Consider the following 16,474-nt stretch of genomic DNA (forward strand, 5'->3'; position numbering starts at 1 on the left):
AGGGCGCGCGGCTGCGTGGCCTGCGCGCGTGGCGCGGTGCCGCGCCGTGCCGTCCGGCCGGCGGGCGCGCATCGCCGGCCGCATAACCATAGACGCATTTCTACGTTGTCCGCGCCCGGTCGCGGACGTAGGCTGATCCGGTTCTTCAACCCCAGGAATTCCGGATCCCATGAGCACCCATCCCGACGCGGCCGCCGCCGCTTTCCGCCACGATACCGAACGCGCCCGCGCCGTGCGCGACTTCATCGCGCAGGTCAAGGCGCTGGCGCCGGACCCCGCGCGCGCCACGCCCGAACAACTGGCCCCGGTGGCCCGTCTGCTCGAAGCGCTCGGACGCCGCGCGGAATTGTTTCCGGCCGAGGCCTTCGCCGTGGTGCCCGGACGGCCCACCTCGATCTACCGCCTGGCCGAAGACGCCGACGGCGGCTACGCGTTGTACCTGTCGCTGGGCGAGCCCGGCAAGGCGCAGCCGCCGCACGACCACACCACCTGGGCCATCATCGCTGGCGTCTCCGGCAACGAGCGCAACGAGGTCTATGCACGCAGCGCCGGCAATGAGCCCGGGCGCGACGTGCTGACCCACGTGCGACGAGTGGACGTGGCGGCGGGCAATTCCATCGTGCTGGGACCGGCCGACGTGCACACCATCGAACTGGTGGGCGACGCGCCCGGCGCGCACCTGCATTTCTACGGCCTGGCGCTTGACCGCCTGCACGGCCGCGTGGTGTTCGAGAGCACCGCCGGCGGCGCCTACCGCACCTTTTCGCCGCCGGCCGCGATTTACCATGCGCGCCTGTCGCCCGCCGGGTTGCAGGAAGCGCTGCGCGGCGAGGCGGAGATCGCCGTGCTCGACGTGCGCGAAGCCGGCCGCTACGCCCGCCGCCACCTGCTGTACGCAGTGCCGGCGCCGCTGTGGCGCCTGGAAGTGCTGGCCGACCGCCTGGTGCCGCGCCGCGACACGCGCATCGTGCTGGTGGACGACGACGAGACCCTGGCGCATCAGGCCGCCGCCAAGCTGACGCGCCTGGGCTGGACCGACATCTCGGTGCTGGCCGGCGGCACCGACGGCTGGGAGCGAGAAGGGCGCGAACTGTTTTCGGGCACCAACGTGCCCAGCAAGGCCTTCGGCGAAGTCATCGAACACGAAAAGCACACGCCGTGGATCGACGTCGACGAACTGCACGAGCGGGTCGCGCGCGGCGACGACATCGTGGTGGTCGACAGTCGCACGCCGGAGGAATTCCACAACTTTACGCTGCCGTTCTCGCACAGCCTGCCGGGCGCCGAGCTGGTGTACCGCATCCGCGAGCTGGCGCCGGATCCCAAGACCTTCGTGGTGGTGAACTGCGCCGGCCGCACGCGCAGCATTGTCGGCGCGCAGACGCTGATCGACGCCGGCATCCCGAACCGCGTCGCGTCGCTGCGCAACGGCACCATGGAATGGCTGCTGTCCGGCCGCGAGCTGGCCTATGGCCGTCAGGCGGCGCTGCCCGAACCGTCGGCCGACAGCGCCGCCGCCGCGCGCGAGCAGGCGCGCGGCGTGGCGCAGCGGGCCGGCATCGGCCATATCGACGCGGCCACGTTGCGCGCCTTCGAGGCCGAGCAGGGCACGCGCACGCTGTACAAGTTCGACGTGCGCACCCGCGAGGAATACGAAACCGGCCACCTGCCGGGCTGGCGCTGGGCGCCCGGCGGCCAACTGGTGCAGGCCACCGACGAGTACCTGGCCACCCGGCGCGCGCGCGTGGTGCTGGCCGACTGGGACGGCGTGCGCGCCCAGACCACCGGCGCCTGGCTGGCGCAACTGGGCGCGGTCGAGGTCTACCTGTACCAGCCGCCGGCGCTGGCGGCGCTCGAACGCGGCGCCGAGCCGCGCCGCGTGCTGCGGCACCGGCCCGACGTGCCGGCGCTGCGGCCGCAGGCCTTGCAGGCGGCTATCGACGCCGGTTCGGCGGAGGTCTTCGACATTGAATCGCGGTTGGCTTACGAGCGCGGCCACGTGCCCGGCGCGCGCTATGCCGCGCCGGATCGCCTCCAGGAGTTCCTGCCGGCCGACACGCAGCGGACGATCGTGTTGACGTCGCCCGACGGCGTGCTGGCCGCCGTGGCGGCGGCCGAGCTGGCCTGGCGCACCGGCCGCCCGGTGCGCTACCTGCTGGGCGGCACCCGCGCCTGGCAGGCGCAGGGCCTGCCGCTGGCGCAGGGCGCCGACGGCGTGCTGACGGGCGACGACGACCAGAGTATCAGTCCGTACCTGTTCGACGATCTCTCGGCGCGCGACCAGGGTTTTCGTGACTACCTCGATTGGGAACTGGGGTTGGTGGCGCAACTGGAGCGCGACGGCAGCGCGGATATCCGGCTGATCGCGGCGGCATAGGCGGAGCGCCTGGGTGCCGCGGGCGATGCCCGGCCAGGGCATCCGCCGCGCGGCGCTACGGCGCCGGCCTGTCGTGAAGGCAGGCGCGCGCTGGCCACGCGCCAGGATTCGCGGGCGCGGGTCGCGATCGACCGCGACCTGCGCATTCCGGTAATCAGGATATGACCAGTAAATTGTTCCTGACTGTAAGCTGAACAAATATGCTCCGGATTCCCAGGCCGCATTGCGCCTGCTTCCGGAGATCATGATGTCCCTATCGAAACTGCTGGCGGGCGCGTTCGCCACGCTGGCCAGCCTGATGGCCTTTCCCGCCACGGCACAGCACGCCAAGTACCTGGTCACCACCGAGTGGCTGGAGAAGAACCTGAACGACCCCAAGGTGCGTGTCATCGAGGTGAGCGTCAATCCCGGCCTGTTCGAGCGCGGTCACATTCCCGGCGCCAGCAACGTCAACTGGCACACCGACCTGGTCGACACCGTCAACCGCGACATCGCGCCGCCCAAGCAGTTCCAGGCGCTGCTGGAGCGCGCCGGCGTCAACACCGACAGCACCGTGGTGCTGTACGGCGACAACAACAACTGGTTCGCCGCCTGGGGCGCGTGGATCTTCGACATCTACGGCATCGACAATGTGAAGATCCTGGACGGCGGCCGCAAGAAATGGGAAGCCGAGGGTCGCCCGCAGTCCAATAGCGTCAAGGTGCTGGCCGCCGGCAACGCGCGTCCCAAGGACGCCAACCCGGCGCTGCGCGCCCACCTGCAGGACGTGCTGGCGGTGGCGCGCAAGGACAAGCAGGGCGTGCTGGTCGACATCCGTTCGGCCGACGAATACAACGGCAAGATCTTCGCGCCCAACGGCGTGCCGGAACTGGCGGTGCGCGCCGGCCACGTGCCGGGCGCGGTCAACGTCACCTGGAGCAAGCTGGTGGCGGAAGACGGCACCTTCAAGTCGGCCGACGAACTGCGCGCCATCTACCAGGCGGTGGGCGTGGACGGCAGCAAGCCCATCATCACCTATTGCCGCATCGGCGAGCGCTCCAGCCACTCGTGGTTCGCGCTGCGTAAGCTGCTGGGCTACGACGTGCGCAATTACGACGGTTCGTGGACCGAGTACGGCAACAGCGTCGGTTCGCCGATCAGCAATCCGTCCGGCACCGTGTGGGGCAAGACCTGAGTGAGCGCCCAGGCAACTCCCGCGTCGCCGGCTCCGCCGCCGACGGCGTTGACGGCGTTGACGGCGGGCGCGGCGGCCGCGGTCCCGCCGGACGTCCCGGCGATCGCCAATGCGGCGGCCGTGGCGTTGCTGGCCGCCATCGGCGCGGCCGCCTGGTGGCTGGCGTCGCAGCCCGAGGGCGGCCGCGGCCTGTCCTTGTCGCTGCTGCTCGGCGCCGCCTTCGGCATCGTGCTGCAGCGTTCACGATTCTGCTTCTACTGCATCGCGCGTGACGCGATCGAACGGCGCGACCCCGCCGGCGCCTATGCCGTGCTGGTGGCGCTGGGGGTCGGCACGCTCGGCTACCACGCGGTGTTCGGCGCGTTCCTGCCCATTCCCGGGGCCGAGCGCCTGCCGCCCGGCGCGCACATCGGGCCGGTCAGCCTGGCCCTGGTGGCCGGGGCGTTCGTGTTCGGGGTCGGCATGCGCATCTCGGGTTCCTGCATCAGCGCGCATTTCTACCGCCTCGGCGAAGGCGCGCTGGCCTCGCCATTCGCCTTGCTGGGCGCGGGCGTCGGCTTCGTGCTGGGTTTCGCGTCGTGGAACACCTTGTACCTGGCCATGATCCAGCAGGCGCCGGTGGTGTGGCTGCCGCACCACCTCGGCTACGGCGGCACCGTGCTGCTGCAAGTCGCGTTGCTGGCGTTGCTGGCGCTGGGCCTGAGCCGGCTCGGCCGGCGCGTTCCGGCCGCGCGCCAGGCCGATGGCGCGCCTGACGGCGCCGCCATCCGGCCAGCGAATGCCTTCCAGGACGCGGCGAACGACCCGGCCACGCCGCCGCCCTCGCCATGGCAAGCCGTGCTGCGGGACCGCTGGCCGCCCGCGGTCGGCGGCCTGCTGGTGGCCTTCATCGGCGTCATCGCCTACTTGCGCATCGCGCCGCTGGGCGTGACCGCCGAACTGGGCAGCGTGGCCCGCACCGCCGCGTCCGCGGCCGGTGCGCTGCCGGCCCGGCTGGAGGGGCTGGACACCTTCGCCGGCTGCGCCACCGCGGTCAAGAACGCGCTGCTGTCCAACAACGGCGCCTTCGTGCTGGCGCTGGTGGCGGGCGCCTGGGCCGCCGCGCTGGCCGCCGGCGCGTTCCGGCCGCGTTTGCCGACGGCGCGTGAGATCCTGCGCAACTTCACCGGCGGCGTCCTGATGGGGTGGGGCGGCATGACCGCGCTGGGCTGCACCGTCGGCACCTTGTTGTCCGGCGTGATGGCGGGCGCCGCCTCGGGCTGGATCTTCGGACTGGCTTGCGTGGCGGGGATCTGGGTGGCGCTGAAGCTGCGCCCGACGCGCTGAGCATCCGTCCGCTTTCCACCGGCAACCGCTTCCGCTCGACCGTTCCCGCCGATACCTTATTGCGGAAGGATCGGCAATAACGGCTCCATGGGCGGGCTGGTCGAGGCGGCCCGCGCGCCTTAGCAGGCGCCACGGAGGTCCGGTTGTCGGGTAGCGGCGTGGAGGCGGCGGTGGCGTGGTGTCGGAAGTATGGGGCGGGGGTGTGCGGCGTTGCCGCTGAAACCCGGTTATTGCATCGGCAGATCAGGTTCGGCGCCCAGCTGAGGCGACGGCGATGAAACGACATCACGCGTACCTGCTCGTGATCGCGTCGGTACTGGCGATGCTTGTGCTGGTGCCGTTGTCATGGTTGCTGCCGTTCCCGCACGGGTTCACCAAAGCTCCCCTCAAGTCGGATGAGTGGGTGCAAGAGACGCCAACGATGCAGACACCGTTCTCCCCGCCCAACGGCGGCCGGGAGATCCGTTCGCTCAGCGTGCATCCCGATGGCAATGACTGGCTGTTCGTGGAATGCGTCCGCACCGGCAACAACCGGTGCGACGTCATGCGCTATCAATGGAAGACGGGAAAGCTGTACCGCTACGGTCTGCCCGCTGGCTACACCTATCCGTACGCCCACTATTCACCGCAGGGCAACTACATCGTGATGTCGCGGCGGCGGATCGCCGGCGATTCCGACGATGAACAGCGCCGTTCGCTCGACGCCATGCAGATCCTGCTGATGCGCAGCGATGGCGAGGGCCTCCAGATCCTTCCCTTGGCGCGGGGCAACAAGCTCTCGCCTTTCATGTCGCTGGATGAAAGCCGGATCGCATTCTGGAGTACGGGACGCATCCTGCCGCCCGGACAACGCCTGGGCCTGCTCGATTTCGACATCTGGGAGTTTGATCGGGCCGACGCGACGGAACGGCCTTTTGCCGGCATCTTCAAATTCGTTTCCGGCGGCCAGGCGCAGTATCTCTCGGATGACGAGATCCTGTTCCGAACCTTCGGGCCGGCGGGGCATCTCTCGAGCTACGAGTCCCTGTATGGCAGAAGCAGCGTCTATCGCATGCGGCGCGGGGATACGCGGCTGCCCGAGCCACAGGTCTTCAGCGGCATCAAGTACGCCGAGATGCCGACGATGGATCGCGCAGGGAACCTGTATCTCTGGGGGCAGACGCCGCGCTACGGCCTGACCGTGATCCGTATTGAACCGGGAGGCCAGCGCAGGGCCTGGCAGCCGGGCCTGGGATTCATTCCGCAGGAGTTGATCTGCGATCCGGCTGGCACCTATCTCGCGGTGATCTATTGGGACCAGCCGATGGATGTCACGAACCGTCCGGGCGGCTTGGCCATGCTGGATATCGCGACGGATACCTGGACTGCGATTTCCCTGCCGTCGTGGCGGGATGCGGAAATCATTCCGGTGAACACAAGTGCGAGCGGCGCGGATAACGGCGCACGGGGCGGTTCGATCAATTCGAGGAGCTACTGATGGCTATGGAGCGTGACGCAATAAGATTGGCGGATCTGGATCCTTGGAGTCCAACAAGCTACATCCCCGTGTACGGGTTTTGGTGCGGGCCAAATTGGTCCGCAGGGGAGAGAGGGGGGGAGAAGAGCAGGGCGCAGTTGATCGAGAGCCCGGTATTGACGCGTATCGGTATTGACGGGGTGACGCCTGGAATCAGCCCCGTCGATTCGTTCTGCAAGGACCATGACATCGCCTATTTCGACGCGCAGGGGCAGCCGGATGAAGCCATGAAAAAGCTGGAAGCAGATCTCGTCTTGATGGCTAGGCTCGACCAGCTTGATTTCGACCAACTTCCGGCGGTTGAGCGCTTATATGCCCGCCTGATGTCGTTTGTATTCTTCGAGAAAATTATATGCGTTGATCTGCCCAACGCTTCGAGCGAGTGGATGGGGAGCCGCATTCTCGAACTCGCCAAGTCCTTCGAAAGACTCTTCCAGAAAATCGATGGCCTGACCTACATCGACCAGTTCGGTACCAAGATGACGGGCGTGGCCCTAGATGGCAAAGTTGGAGGCCTCGCCTATCAAATGTACTGGGTGACGGACAGGCAGGCGGACGGATCGAGCCGTATGTGGAGCTATTACAAGGATGCATTCGAAGAGGCCCACGGCGTTAGTTCTATCATAAATGAAGAGATCATCGGAGAATCTCTAAAAGAGATCATTGTCATGCGCGATGGTTCGGTCTCGGAACAGGTGGGGGACTCGGAGCCCATTACCCTGATTACGCCTGGCTACCATCCTGCCCCGGAGTTGGGCGCGGCGTCAAATAACCCGTTGGCGTCGTACGAATCCGGGCAACTTTTCTCGGGGTGGGGACTCGGGACGCCACAAGCTGGTTTGGGTGGGGGAGCATACGATCCCTATTTGCCCTTCTCGACGACTGTGCCGCCGGGAGGGCAGGATGCGGATGCTCCGGTGCTTACCGAGAGCCCAGCGTTATCCACGCCAGCTGGTTCCGGGACAAGGTATTTCGCCGAGGTCGTCGATACGCCGGGCCCCGGGGATCTGATGGGCCAGCCATCTCCGCCGATTCAGGTGGTAGGCGATGCCCCCATGGATGCTTGGATGCCATCTCCTTGGGATCCGGACCCCTTTGGGTGCTTTTCATGGGAAGGGTCGCCCGAGTTTGATGATTGCTGGGGGTTGTATTCCTTAAGCTTCTTTTCGGTGTCTGAGCCGGGCCCAACAACCGAGTTAGAGTTTGTCGAGGCTCAAAGCGGCGAGCGCGGAAGTATCGCGGACTCTATATATCGCCACGATCTCCACAATGAGCAAGAGGCGGACGATCTTGTCTATGCGCCGGTCTTGGGATTGTTTTCATCGCCCCACCCCCCCGACCTAGCAGTTGGACAAGACATATATTGAACTTATCCGCACTGCAGCCCGTCTGAGGACCGATCAGGCCCACGATTGCGCCACGGCCGCCAGGCACGCGATCACCGAAGCGAACGCAATGGCCAGCCCGATCAGCTTGCGCTTTTCCAGCTCGGTCCAGAGCAGCACGCCGGTCAGGCACAGCGCGATCAGCGCGCCGCCGATGGTGTCCGATAGCAGCACCCAGGCCACGCCAGTGCCGTTGGCGCGATGAAAATTCTGGACCACGCCCCACCAACTGGCGCTGCTGCGGCGGGCGCTGGCGGCGCCGCTTTGCGGCCAGAATTCCACCTGCACCTGATAGCCCGGCGCGCGGAACAGCGCCTGCCAGCGCTCGGGCTGGCGCGCGGAGACATCGCCCCAGCGCACATCCTGCGCCGCTTCCTTGCGGATGCGTTCGACCGGCTTGTCCAGCTTCAGGGCCTGCTGCAACCAGCGGCCCACCGCGGCGTCGGTTCGGGGCAGATCGGCGGGCGCCTGCAATTGCAGGGTCTCGACCACGGGCCCGGGCATGTCGATCTTGAGCACGGCCCGATGGTTCTGCAGGATGCCGCTGGCGCCGAACAGCAGGCCCAGCAGCGCGCCCCACAAACCGAGCCAGCCGTGGGCCTTGCGCAGCGCCTTCAGGTACTGGCCGCGGCGCGCGGGCGGACGCGGCGGCCGGGCGGTGGCGGAGTTGACGGAGGTGAGGCTCATGGCCGCGCCTCGCGCAGACGCAACGCGGTGACGGTGAAGCTGTCCGCGGTGAAATGCCGTTGCGACTCGCCGCTGTCCGCCGGATAGACCTCGGTGTCGTCCATGCTGGGTAGATAGGCGATGCCGCGGTCGGCGTCGTAGGCCATGTTGTGGGCCCAGGGCCGGGTGCCGATGGAGGCCAGCCGGCGCAGTTGGCCGGTGCGGCCCGCGTCATGGATCGACAGGCGGGCATCGGTGCCGCTGGGCCCCAGCAGCCAGCCGCGGCGCGCGTCATAGGCCAGGGCGATCAGGGCCGCGGCGGCGCAGGCGGCGGACAAGGCGGCGCGCAGGCGCGGCGCGGCTCGAAGCGGGAACGCGGCCGGCGCGGGGGCAGGGATGGACGGTTGCATGCTCAGAATTCCACCCGCGTCGACAGCACGAACTGGCGCGCGTCGCCCATGGAGATGAAGTACTGGTTGGCGCTCGAGGTGTAGTAGGTGCGGTCGAACAGATTGTTGACGTTCAACTGGAACTGCACCTTGCGGCCGGCGACGCGGGTGTCGTAGGTGGCGAAGGCGTTGACCACGGTATAGGCCGGCAGCACGAATGAGTTGGCCGAATCGCCCGGGCGGGTGCCGACGTAGCGCGCGGCGGTCCCCAGCCGCAGGCGGCCTTCGCCGATCTGGCCGGCGTTGTAGACCAGCGCCAGCGAACCGGTGTGCTGCGCCACGTTCCACAGCCGGTTGCCCTGGTACTGCGGATCATCGGTGGTGCGCGCGTCCAGATAGGCGTAGCTGGCCATGAAGTCCCAGCGCGCCGACAGCGAGCCGCTCACGTCCAGCTCGACGCCGCGCGAGCGCGCCGCGCCGCTGGTGCGCCAGTCGGTCAGCTTGGTGACGTCGTTGTATTGCGACACCAGCACGTTACGCTTGCGGATGTCGAACAGCGCCAGCGTGCCGGTGGTCTGGCCCGGCATGTCCCATTTCAGTCCCAGCTCCCACGACTTGGCCTGCTCCGGCGCCACGCCGGAGTCGATCACCGTGCCGCTGGTCAGCGGGGCGATGGTCGAGGTGGGCTTGAGCGATTCGGTATAGCTGCCATACAGCGACACCTCGGGCGTCCATTTGTAGACCAGGCCGGCGCGCGGCAGCCACTTGCCGCCCTCGATGTCGGTGTTGGTCTTGAACGGCCGGCCGCGACCCGCCAATTGCTCATAGTGCTGGTAGCGCAGCCCGCCCACCAGGATCCAGCGCTCGCCCAGGTGCAGCGAGTCCTGCAGGAAGAACGAGGTGGCGCGCAGCTTGTCGGTCTGGTCGCTGTCGCTGGCGACCACGGTGTTGCCGGGATCCTGCTGGTCGTAGACCGGGTTGACGTAGCTGAAGGGCTTGGACAGGTTCTGCCGGATCAGGTCGGAACGGAAGATCTTGCGGCGCTCGTAGTCGGCGCCGACCTGCAGGTCGTTGCGCAGCCCGCCGATATCGACGCGGCCGTCGACGTAGCCGATCACGTAGTGGTCCGTGGACAGCGCGCCGCGGGTGCCGTCGTTGCTGCGCTTGATGGTGCCGGCCACCGGATCGATGGCGGTCACGCGCACCTGGTTGGCATCGTAGCGTTCCTGGTTCCAGCTAAAGCCCAGGTGCGCCTTCCAGTTGTCGGTGACGCGCTGGTCGATGGTGACCTGGGCCAGCTCGGTGCTGCCCCACATGTTGTTGTAGGGTTCGTCCAGGCGGCGGCGCGAGGGGATGTCGAGCGGCTTGCCGGTGGTGGGATCGAGCGCGGTGCCGCGGTCGAACGGGTACAGGTAGTCGCGGTGCTCATAGGAGGCCACGATCTGCGTGTCCTGTCCATACCAGGCCAGCGACGGCGCCACCAGCGTGTCGCGGCGGCGGCCGAAATCGCGCCAGTAGTCTTCGTTCATGGTGTCGACCACCAGACGGTAGGCCAGCCGCGAGTCGCCGATCGGTCCGGTGCTGTCGAGCGTGGCGCCGACGCCGTCGCGGCCCTGGGCATAGGTCGAACCCGTCAGCGTGATGGCGTGGTACGGCGTGAGCTGCGGCCGCTTGCTGACGATGTTGATGACGCCGCCCGGGTCCATGATGCCGTAAAGCAGCGACGCCGGACCCTTCAGGACTTCGACGCTGTCGGCGGCGGCGTTGAGGCCGCGGCCCTGTACCAGCGGCATGCCGTTGTGCATGATCGAGCCGTCGCGGTTGGCGCCGAAGCCGCGCTTCATCAGCGTGTCCTGGGTGCCGGCGAGCGTGTTGCCCTGGGTGATGCCGCTGACGTTGGCCAGCGCGTCGTCCAGGTTGCGCGGGCGCTGGTCGCGCAGCACTTGGGCCGGCACCACGTTGACCGCCTGCGGCTGGTCCAGCACAGCCAGCGGCGAACGTGTCACCGAGGCCACCGGCTCCGGCTGGTAGGCGCCTTCGGCGGTGGTCGCGCCCAGCACAGTCACCGGCTCCAGTTGGGCGGCATTGTCGCCGCTGGCCACCGGCCGCACCGTGTAGACGTTGTCCGGGCGCCGCTCGGCGCGCAGGCCGGTGCCGTCCAGCAGCCGGCCGAAGCCCTGGTCCACGCTGTAGGCGCCCGACAGGCCGGGGCTCTGCTTGCCGGCCACGAGACGGCCGTCCAGCGACAGCGTCACGCCGGCCTGGCTGGCGAACTGGCTGAGCGCCTGCGACAGTGGGCCGGGCGCGACCTGGAAGCCGGCCGGCGCCTGGGCCTGCGCGGGCGTGACGGCCAGCAGGACCGTTGGCGCGGTCAGCGCGGTGGCCAGCGCGCGGGCCAGGAGCGGAAAACGGAAGGGAGGGACGTGCATGGGATTCCTTGGCGGCGGACGCGCGAAACGCGTCGTACCTCTGCAGTGCCAAGCGAAAAGAAGAAAGGGGAACTGGAAACGCGCGACTGTTACAAAATAGTTGGGCAAGCCGCCCGCGCCGGCCGGCGCTAGGCAGCCTCCAGCCGGACCCAGCCGGGCAACACGCGCCGGGCGCGCACGGGCAGGGTGGCTTCCAGCGCGCGCAGGATGCGGTCGGTGTCGGCCAGCGGGAACACGCCCACCAGCGGCAGTTGCGCGACCTCCGGCGTACAGGTGACGAAGCCGCGCCGGTAGCGCGCCAGCTCGGCGGCAAAGCGCGCCAGCGGCAGCCCGTCGGCCACCAGCTCGCCCCGGGTCCAGGCGTCGCGGGCGGGGTCGAGCGGTTCGGCCGCGTCGATGACGCGGCCGCTGAACCCCGTGCGGGTGCCGGCCTGCGCGATGCGGACGGGGGAATCGTCGGGACGGATCTCGACCGCGCCGGCGTAGACATCGAGCCAGGCGCGGCCGCCGTCGCGCAGCACGGCAAAGCGGGTGCCCAGCGCCCGCAGTTGCGCATAGCCCACGTCCAACAGGAACGGCCGGGCCGGCGCGCGCGGATCGGGATGGGTGTCGATCAGGGTTTCGCCGTCCACCAGCACCACGCGGCGCGCCCGCGCGTCAAAGCGCAGGTTGACCGCGCTGGCGGTGTTCAGCCACAGCCGCGAGCCGTCCTCCAGCGTGGCCTGGCGGGTCTGGCCGACATCGGTGCGCAGGTCGGCCAACTGGCGGCGGGTGGCCGGCTGGTTCCAGGCGGCGGCGCCCAGGCCGCCGATACCGGCCAGCAGCATCAGCGTGCGCAGCGCGCGGCGGCGGCCGCGTCCGGCGCCGGTCAGGGCCTCCAGCGCCGGCTGGCCGGCCACGGATTCGAAGCGCGCGCTGATCGCGGCCACGGCATCCCAGGCGCGGCGGTGTTCCGGCCGGGCATCGAGCCAGGCCTGCCATTGGCGGGTATCGTCGGCGCTGGCGCGCTCGTCGCCCAGGCGCGCGAACCAGTCGGCCGCGGCTTCGAGCACGCGGCGGTCGGGCGGGGCGGACAGCGTGGCGGGCCTCACCAGACGCCGTCCGCGATCAACAGGCATTGCAGCATCACCTGCGCCATGTATTTCTTCACCATGCGCTCGGACACGTCCAGGCGCTGGCCGATCTCGGCATAGGTGTAGCCGCCCAGTTGCGCCAGCAGGAAAGCCTCGCGGGCGCGGGCCGGCAGGCGCTGCAGCATGGCGTCGATCTCGACCAGCGCCTCCAGCACCAGCGCGCGCCGCTCGGGCGAGGGCGCGCAGGCCTCGGGGCGCTGGGCCAGGGCTTGCAGATAGGCGTGTTCGAGATCGCGGCGGCGCCACAGGTTGACCATCAGGCCGTGGGCGATGCGGGCGAGGAAGGCGCGCGGTTCGCGCAGGCCGGGCGTGTCGCGGGCGGCGATCAGGCGCACGAAGGTGTCCTGGGCCAGATCGGCGGCGTCGTGGTCGTCGCGCAGGCGACGCCGCAGCCACGCCGTCAGCCAGGCGTGGTGCGAGCGATAGAGCGTGTCGACGGCGTGGGGAGCCGGGAGGTCGCCGGGCGGCACGGGGACTCCAAACCTGAAAGAATAATGGGAATGGTTCCTATTATAGCTATTCGGGCCTGGAGTTCCAGCGGGGGATGTGCTTAGTCGTTGCGCTGGGCGAGGAACCGCCGCTGTTCCGCGTGCAGCGGATGGCTGTCGACGCGCCTGGCCATTTCCTGAGTACTCGTCTGCTTTCGCAGGGCAGCGCATTTCGCCGCCTGGATCATCCATATACGTTGTCGAACATTGCTCCGCTGCCTTGGCGGGCGTCTGAACGTATATGGAAGCGACGATGAAGCGAAATCGCGCGTGGATCTTCGTGGCAACGGTGGCGCTGATTTGCGTGCTGCCGTTGTGGTGGTCGCTCTGGACTTCGGCCTCCCCGGTCGCGAACGAGAAAAGGGCGCCCGTCGCTGTGGTGGAAACGCCGACCACGCGGACGCCGTTTTCTCCTCCGAACGGTGGCAGGGATATCCGCTCGTTGAGCGTGCATCCGAATGGCGTGGATTGGCTGTTTGTCGAATGCGCCCAGGATGGCGACAACCGCTGTGACGTCATGCGCTACCGACTCGATTCCGGCCGGCTGTATCGCTACGCGTTGCCGCCGGCCTATTCCTATACCTACGCGCGCTATTCACCCAAAGGCAATTTCATCGTGATGTCGCGCAGGCCTGTCTATGGAGACACCGAAGAGGACCTGCGCCGTTCGCTTCATGACCTGCAAATCGTGCTGATGCATGAAGACGGCAGCGCCTTGGAGGTTGTGCCGGTTGCGCCGGGCAATAAGTTGTCGCCGTTCATGTCTCCCGACGAGTCGCGGATCGCATTCTGGCGCAGTGAGCGCCTTGTTCCCCCCGGTCGGCGGGTGCGGCTCCTGGAGTTCGATATCTGGGAGTTCGATCGGCGCGGCATGCATGAACAGCCGTTCGCGGGCATCTTCAAATTCGTTGACGGTGGCCAGGCGCAATACATCTCGGACGATGAGATCCTGCTTGAATCCTTTGGTCCATCCCGGCTGTTTTCACGCTATCACGAGATATACGCGGGCAGTGAAATCTATCGGATGCGTCGGGGTAATGAGGTCGTGCCGACTCCGGATGTTTTCGACGGAATCGAGCATGTGCGCATGCCATCCATGGATCGCGCAGGAAATCTCTGCCTCTGGGGGCAGACACCGCGCTACGGACTCACTGTTATCCGGATTTCCCTGGACGGGCGGCGCCAAGCCTGGCAAGAGGGGCCGTCGCAGCTCGGCCCGTCGTTCGAACCCCGGGAAATGGTCTGCGACCAGGCAGGAAAGTACATCGCGTCGATCTATCGGGATCATTCTGTGGGTCTGGGTGGTGGAACGGGAGGTATGGCCATGCTCGACATCGCAACTGATACATGGTCTACGCTTCCGCTTCCCTCAGCGCGGGAAGCGGAAGAAATCCCGGTCATTGACTCGCGCGACGAGATGCGTCGCGTTGGACATTGATCCTTTAAGGCAGAGGAAACAAAATGGCATCCGAAGAGGGCGGCATTAGATTTCAAGATACTGGTTGGTATCCGACCAGCTGGCTTCCGGTATACGGACGATGGTGCGGGCCAGATTGGTCCGCGGGGGAGCGGGGCACAACCAAGAGCGTGGCCGAACTTGATAAAGAACCTGCTTTGCGGCGTATAGGTCCCGCAGGAGGGCTAGAGGTAGACAGTCCATTGGATTGGCTTTGCAAACAGCATGATTTGGCCTATCTCGACGCGGAGAAGGAACCAGGCAGTGAAGCAATGCAGAAATTTAAAGCGGATAAGGATCTGCTGATAAAGATTGCCGCGCTCGACGAGAATCTGCTTACGACAGATGAGAAAAGCTACGTCAAACTGATGACGGCCGCATTCGCCGCAAAGATCTTCACCGTTGATTTCCCCGCGATTTTTGACGAAAAGCTCATGATGGCCATTAAGGATCTGATGCTATCGCTCCATGGCCTCCTCGACGGGATTGATGGGCTGTCCTATATGGATCAGTTCGGCGCCATGATGTGGGGAGCGGTCAATAAAGGATACCTCCATGGCGGATTCGGCGATCTTGAGTTCTGGGACATCCCGTTCACACGATTCACGCTCATCGCGACCGATACGGCGGGGGGCACTGCGGTAATTTCGTATTACGAGGATCCGTATCGGGAAGCGCATGGCATCGCAGCCGTGGTCGCGGGCGAAATAGTCGAAGGATCGTCCCGAACGATCACCCTCTATGATGGGGGCTTTGTCACTTCGCAATCCGGTCTGCAAGACCCTGTCGTGCTGGCGGAGCCTTCGACCATGGCTTGGCCCGGGCTGTATCTCGACGATCTTCAGGTCTTTCCTGACGCGATTCCAGGTCCATCAAAGGGATGGATACCGGCGCCCGGATCGGGTGAGGTGGATTTGGCCGATATGCCAATCCCGCCAATGATCGGCAGCACACCGGCTGTCTCCTATCCTCTGCCATCAGTTCCGCAGCCAGCAGCGTCCTGGCCTTCCAGCCCCGAATCTTCCCCGCCGTCTAGCGCCTCATCCGATGAGCCCTCCGATGGTCCCTACTATGCGGAGCTGGTTGACCCACCATTTCCCCCTGATGGGACCGGTCCGAAGGGGCCGCCATCGCCACCGATCAAGGTGTATGGTGATCCTCTGAATAACCCCCTCACGTTGGATGCCCTTTGGAGTTTGTATGATTGTGACGAGGATCCCGATTTTGTGTGCGTCACACTGAGTGAAAACATCATGGCGTACGCGCAAAGTCCGAGTTGGGGTGGCGCGTTCCTGGCATTTGAGGACGAGCGAATTTCTGACTATTTGGGAACAGCGGAGCCGCTTGCTGCGCGAAATGTGTTCGACGAGTGGCTTCCGGAGGCGACCCTCCCGCAGGCCAATGTCGTAGGGCAGAGCTTTGACGACATGGATGCGATGGCGATGCAGCTTGGTTCCGGGCAGGACGTTTTGCTGCACCCCGATGGACACTGGACAGAGTTCGCTATTTGATGAAACGCTCGAAGCCGAATGCGCGCATGATGCCGAATGCAGCCGACCATCCGGCGGCGTTCGGGGTCAGATTCGCTCGCCTTACTTGAACAACGCCGCGTTCTCTTCCAGCACCGCATCCGCGCATTGCGCGTCCAGGTTGCCGCCGGGCGCGCCGGCCACGCCGATGGCGCCGATGACGTTGTTGCCGGCCTTGATCGGCACGCCGCCGCCCAGCAGCAGGTAGCCGGGGATGTCGGTCAGGTTGGCGGCGCCGGGGTTCTTCTGCGCGTTCTCCATGATGGCCAGCGTCGGCGCCTTGGCGGAGGCCGAGGTGAAGGCCTTGGCGCGGCTCGCCTCGATGGTGTGGGGGCCGGCGTTGTCGGCGCGCACGAAGGCCTTGAGCAGGCCGGCGCGGTCGACCACCGAGGCGCTGACGTTGTAGCCCTTGGCCTGGCAGGCGGCGACGGCGGCGGTGGCCAGCTTCTGGGCGTCGGCGGTCGAGATATTGCTTTCGGTGAGCACGGCGGCGTGGGCGGCGCCGCTGACGGCGAGCGTGGCAACCAGGGCGGCGAGCGGGTGGCGGGTCATGGTCTGCGTCCTTTATTCGTGTGGGGATCAGGAGCAGTCAGTGTGGCCAAAAGG

The 16,474-nt window shown here is 66.9% G+C and carries 13 protein-coding genes; 7 read left to right on the plus strand and 6 right to left on the minus strand.

All coding sequences use genetic code 11. The features are described 5' to 3' along the window. Window positions 1-169 precede the first annotated feature (169 nt). The 5 genes from HV783_RS18350 to HV783_RS18370 all read left to right on the plus strand — a co-directional run bounded on the left by HV783_RS18350 (window position 170) and on the right by HV783_RS18370 (window position 7,760). A complete protein-coding gene (locus HV783_RS18350) occupies window positions 170-2,377 on the plus strand; it encodes a rhodanese-like domain-containing protein (RefSeq protein ID WP_175189624.1) in 2,208 nt (735 codons plus the stop codon). Window positions 2,378-2,621: 244 nt separating this feature from the next. Next, window positions 2,622-3,551, plus strand: a complete 930-nt coding sequence (locus HV783_RS18355) for a sulfurtransferase (RefSeq protein ID WP_196767534.1) — start codon at window positions 2,622-2,624, stop codon at window positions 3,549-3,551. Between the two features lie 102 nt (window positions 3,552-3,653). After that, window positions 3,654-4,877 carry a YeeE/YedE family protein gene (locus HV783_RS18360; protein ID WP_175189641.1) on the plus strand — a complete coding sequence of 408 codons (1,224 nt, stop codon included), beginning with the start codon at window positions 3,654-3,656 and terminating at the stop codon, window positions 4,875-4,877. Window positions 4,878-5,151: 274 nt separating this feature from the next. Beyond that, window positions 5,152-6,354: a hypothetical protein gene (locus HV783_RS18365; RefSeq protein WP_175143851.1), complete on the plus strand. Its 1,203-nt coding sequence runs from the start codon at window positions 5,152-5,154 to the stop codon at window positions 6,352-6,354. A gap of 137 nt (window positions 6,355-6,491) precedes the next feature. Then, window positions 6,492-7,760, plus strand: coding sequence for a hypothetical protein (locus HV783_RS18370; RefSeq protein ID WP_175189625.1), 1,269 nt, complete (start codon window positions 6,492-6,494; stop codon window positions 7,758-7,760). 33 nt (window positions 7,761-7,793) lie between these two features. Here HV783_RS18370 and HV783_RS18375 read toward each other — a convergent pair whose 3' ends face one another. From HV783_RS18375 to HV783_RS18395, 5 genes are all read right to left on the minus strand, one after another. Beyond that, on the minus strand, window positions 7,794-8,465 hold the full coding sequence (locus tag HV783_RS18375; RefSeq protein ID WP_054504211.1) for a PepSY-associated TM helix domain-containing protein: 672 nt from the start codon (window positions 8,463-8,465) through the stop codon (window positions 7,794-7,796). Next, window positions 8,462-8,854: a hypothetical protein gene (locus HV783_RS18380; protein WP_054504210.1), complete on the minus strand. Its 393-nt coding sequence runs from the start codon at window positions 8,852-8,854 to the stop codon at window positions 8,462-8,464. The genes HV783_RS18375 and HV783_RS18380 overlap by 4 nt, the downstream gene beginning before the upstream one ends. A 2-nt stretch (window positions 8,855-8,856) precedes the next feature. Continuing rightward, the gene (locus HV783_RS18385) at window positions 8,857-11,262 is read right to left on the minus strand and encodes a TonB-dependent siderophore receptor (RefSeq protein WP_175189626.1); all 2,406 of its coding nucleotides are present in this window, start codon (window positions 11,260-11,262) and stop codon (window positions 8,857-8,859) included. 128 nt (window positions 11,263-11,390) lie between these two features. Beyond that, on the minus strand, window positions 11,391-12,380 hold the full coding sequence (locus HV783_RS18390) for a FecR domain-containing protein (RefSeq protein WP_175189627.1): 990 nt from the start codon (window positions 12,378-12,380) through the stop codon (window positions 11,391-11,393). Continuing rightward, window positions 12,350-12,865 (minus strand): sigma-70 family RNA polymerase sigma factor, encoded by a 516-nt coding sequence (locus HV783_RS18395; protein ID WP_049073943.1) that lies wholly within the window; start codon window positions 12,863-12,865, stop codon window positions 12,350-12,352. Before HV783_RS18395 ends, HV783_RS18390 begins: the two co-directional genes overlap by 31 nt. A gap of 259 nt (window positions 12,866-13,124) precedes the next feature. Between HV783_RS18395 and HV783_RS18400 the strand changes: the two genes are divergently transcribed. After that, window positions 13,125-14,321, plus strand: a complete 1,197-nt coding sequence (locus HV783_RS18400) for a TolB-like translocation protein (RefSeq protein WP_254603947.1) — start codon at window positions 13,125-13,127, stop codon at window positions 14,319-14,321. 23 nt (window positions 14,322-14,344) lie between these two features. Then, entirely contained in the window at window positions 14,345-15,850 is a 1,506-nt protein-coding gene (locus HV783_RS18405; RefSeq protein ID WP_175189628.1) for a hypothetical protein, read from the plus strand. A gap of 81 nt (window positions 15,851-15,931) precedes the next feature. Here the strand turns inward: HV783_RS18405 and HV783_RS18410 are convergent, their stop codons facing one another. Beyond that, window positions 15,932-16,420, minus strand: coding sequence for a GlcG/HbpS family heme-binding protein (locus HV783_RS18410; protein ID WP_064525291.1), 489 nt, complete (start codon window positions 16,418-16,420; stop codon window positions 15,932-15,934). Window positions 16,421-16,474 lie beyond the last annotated feature (54 nt).

This window comes from Achromobacter dolens, assembly GCF_902859745.1.
Lineage (GTDB): Bacteria > Pseudomonadota > Gammaproteobacteria > Burkholderiales > Burkholderiaceae_B > Achromobacter > Achromobacter dolens.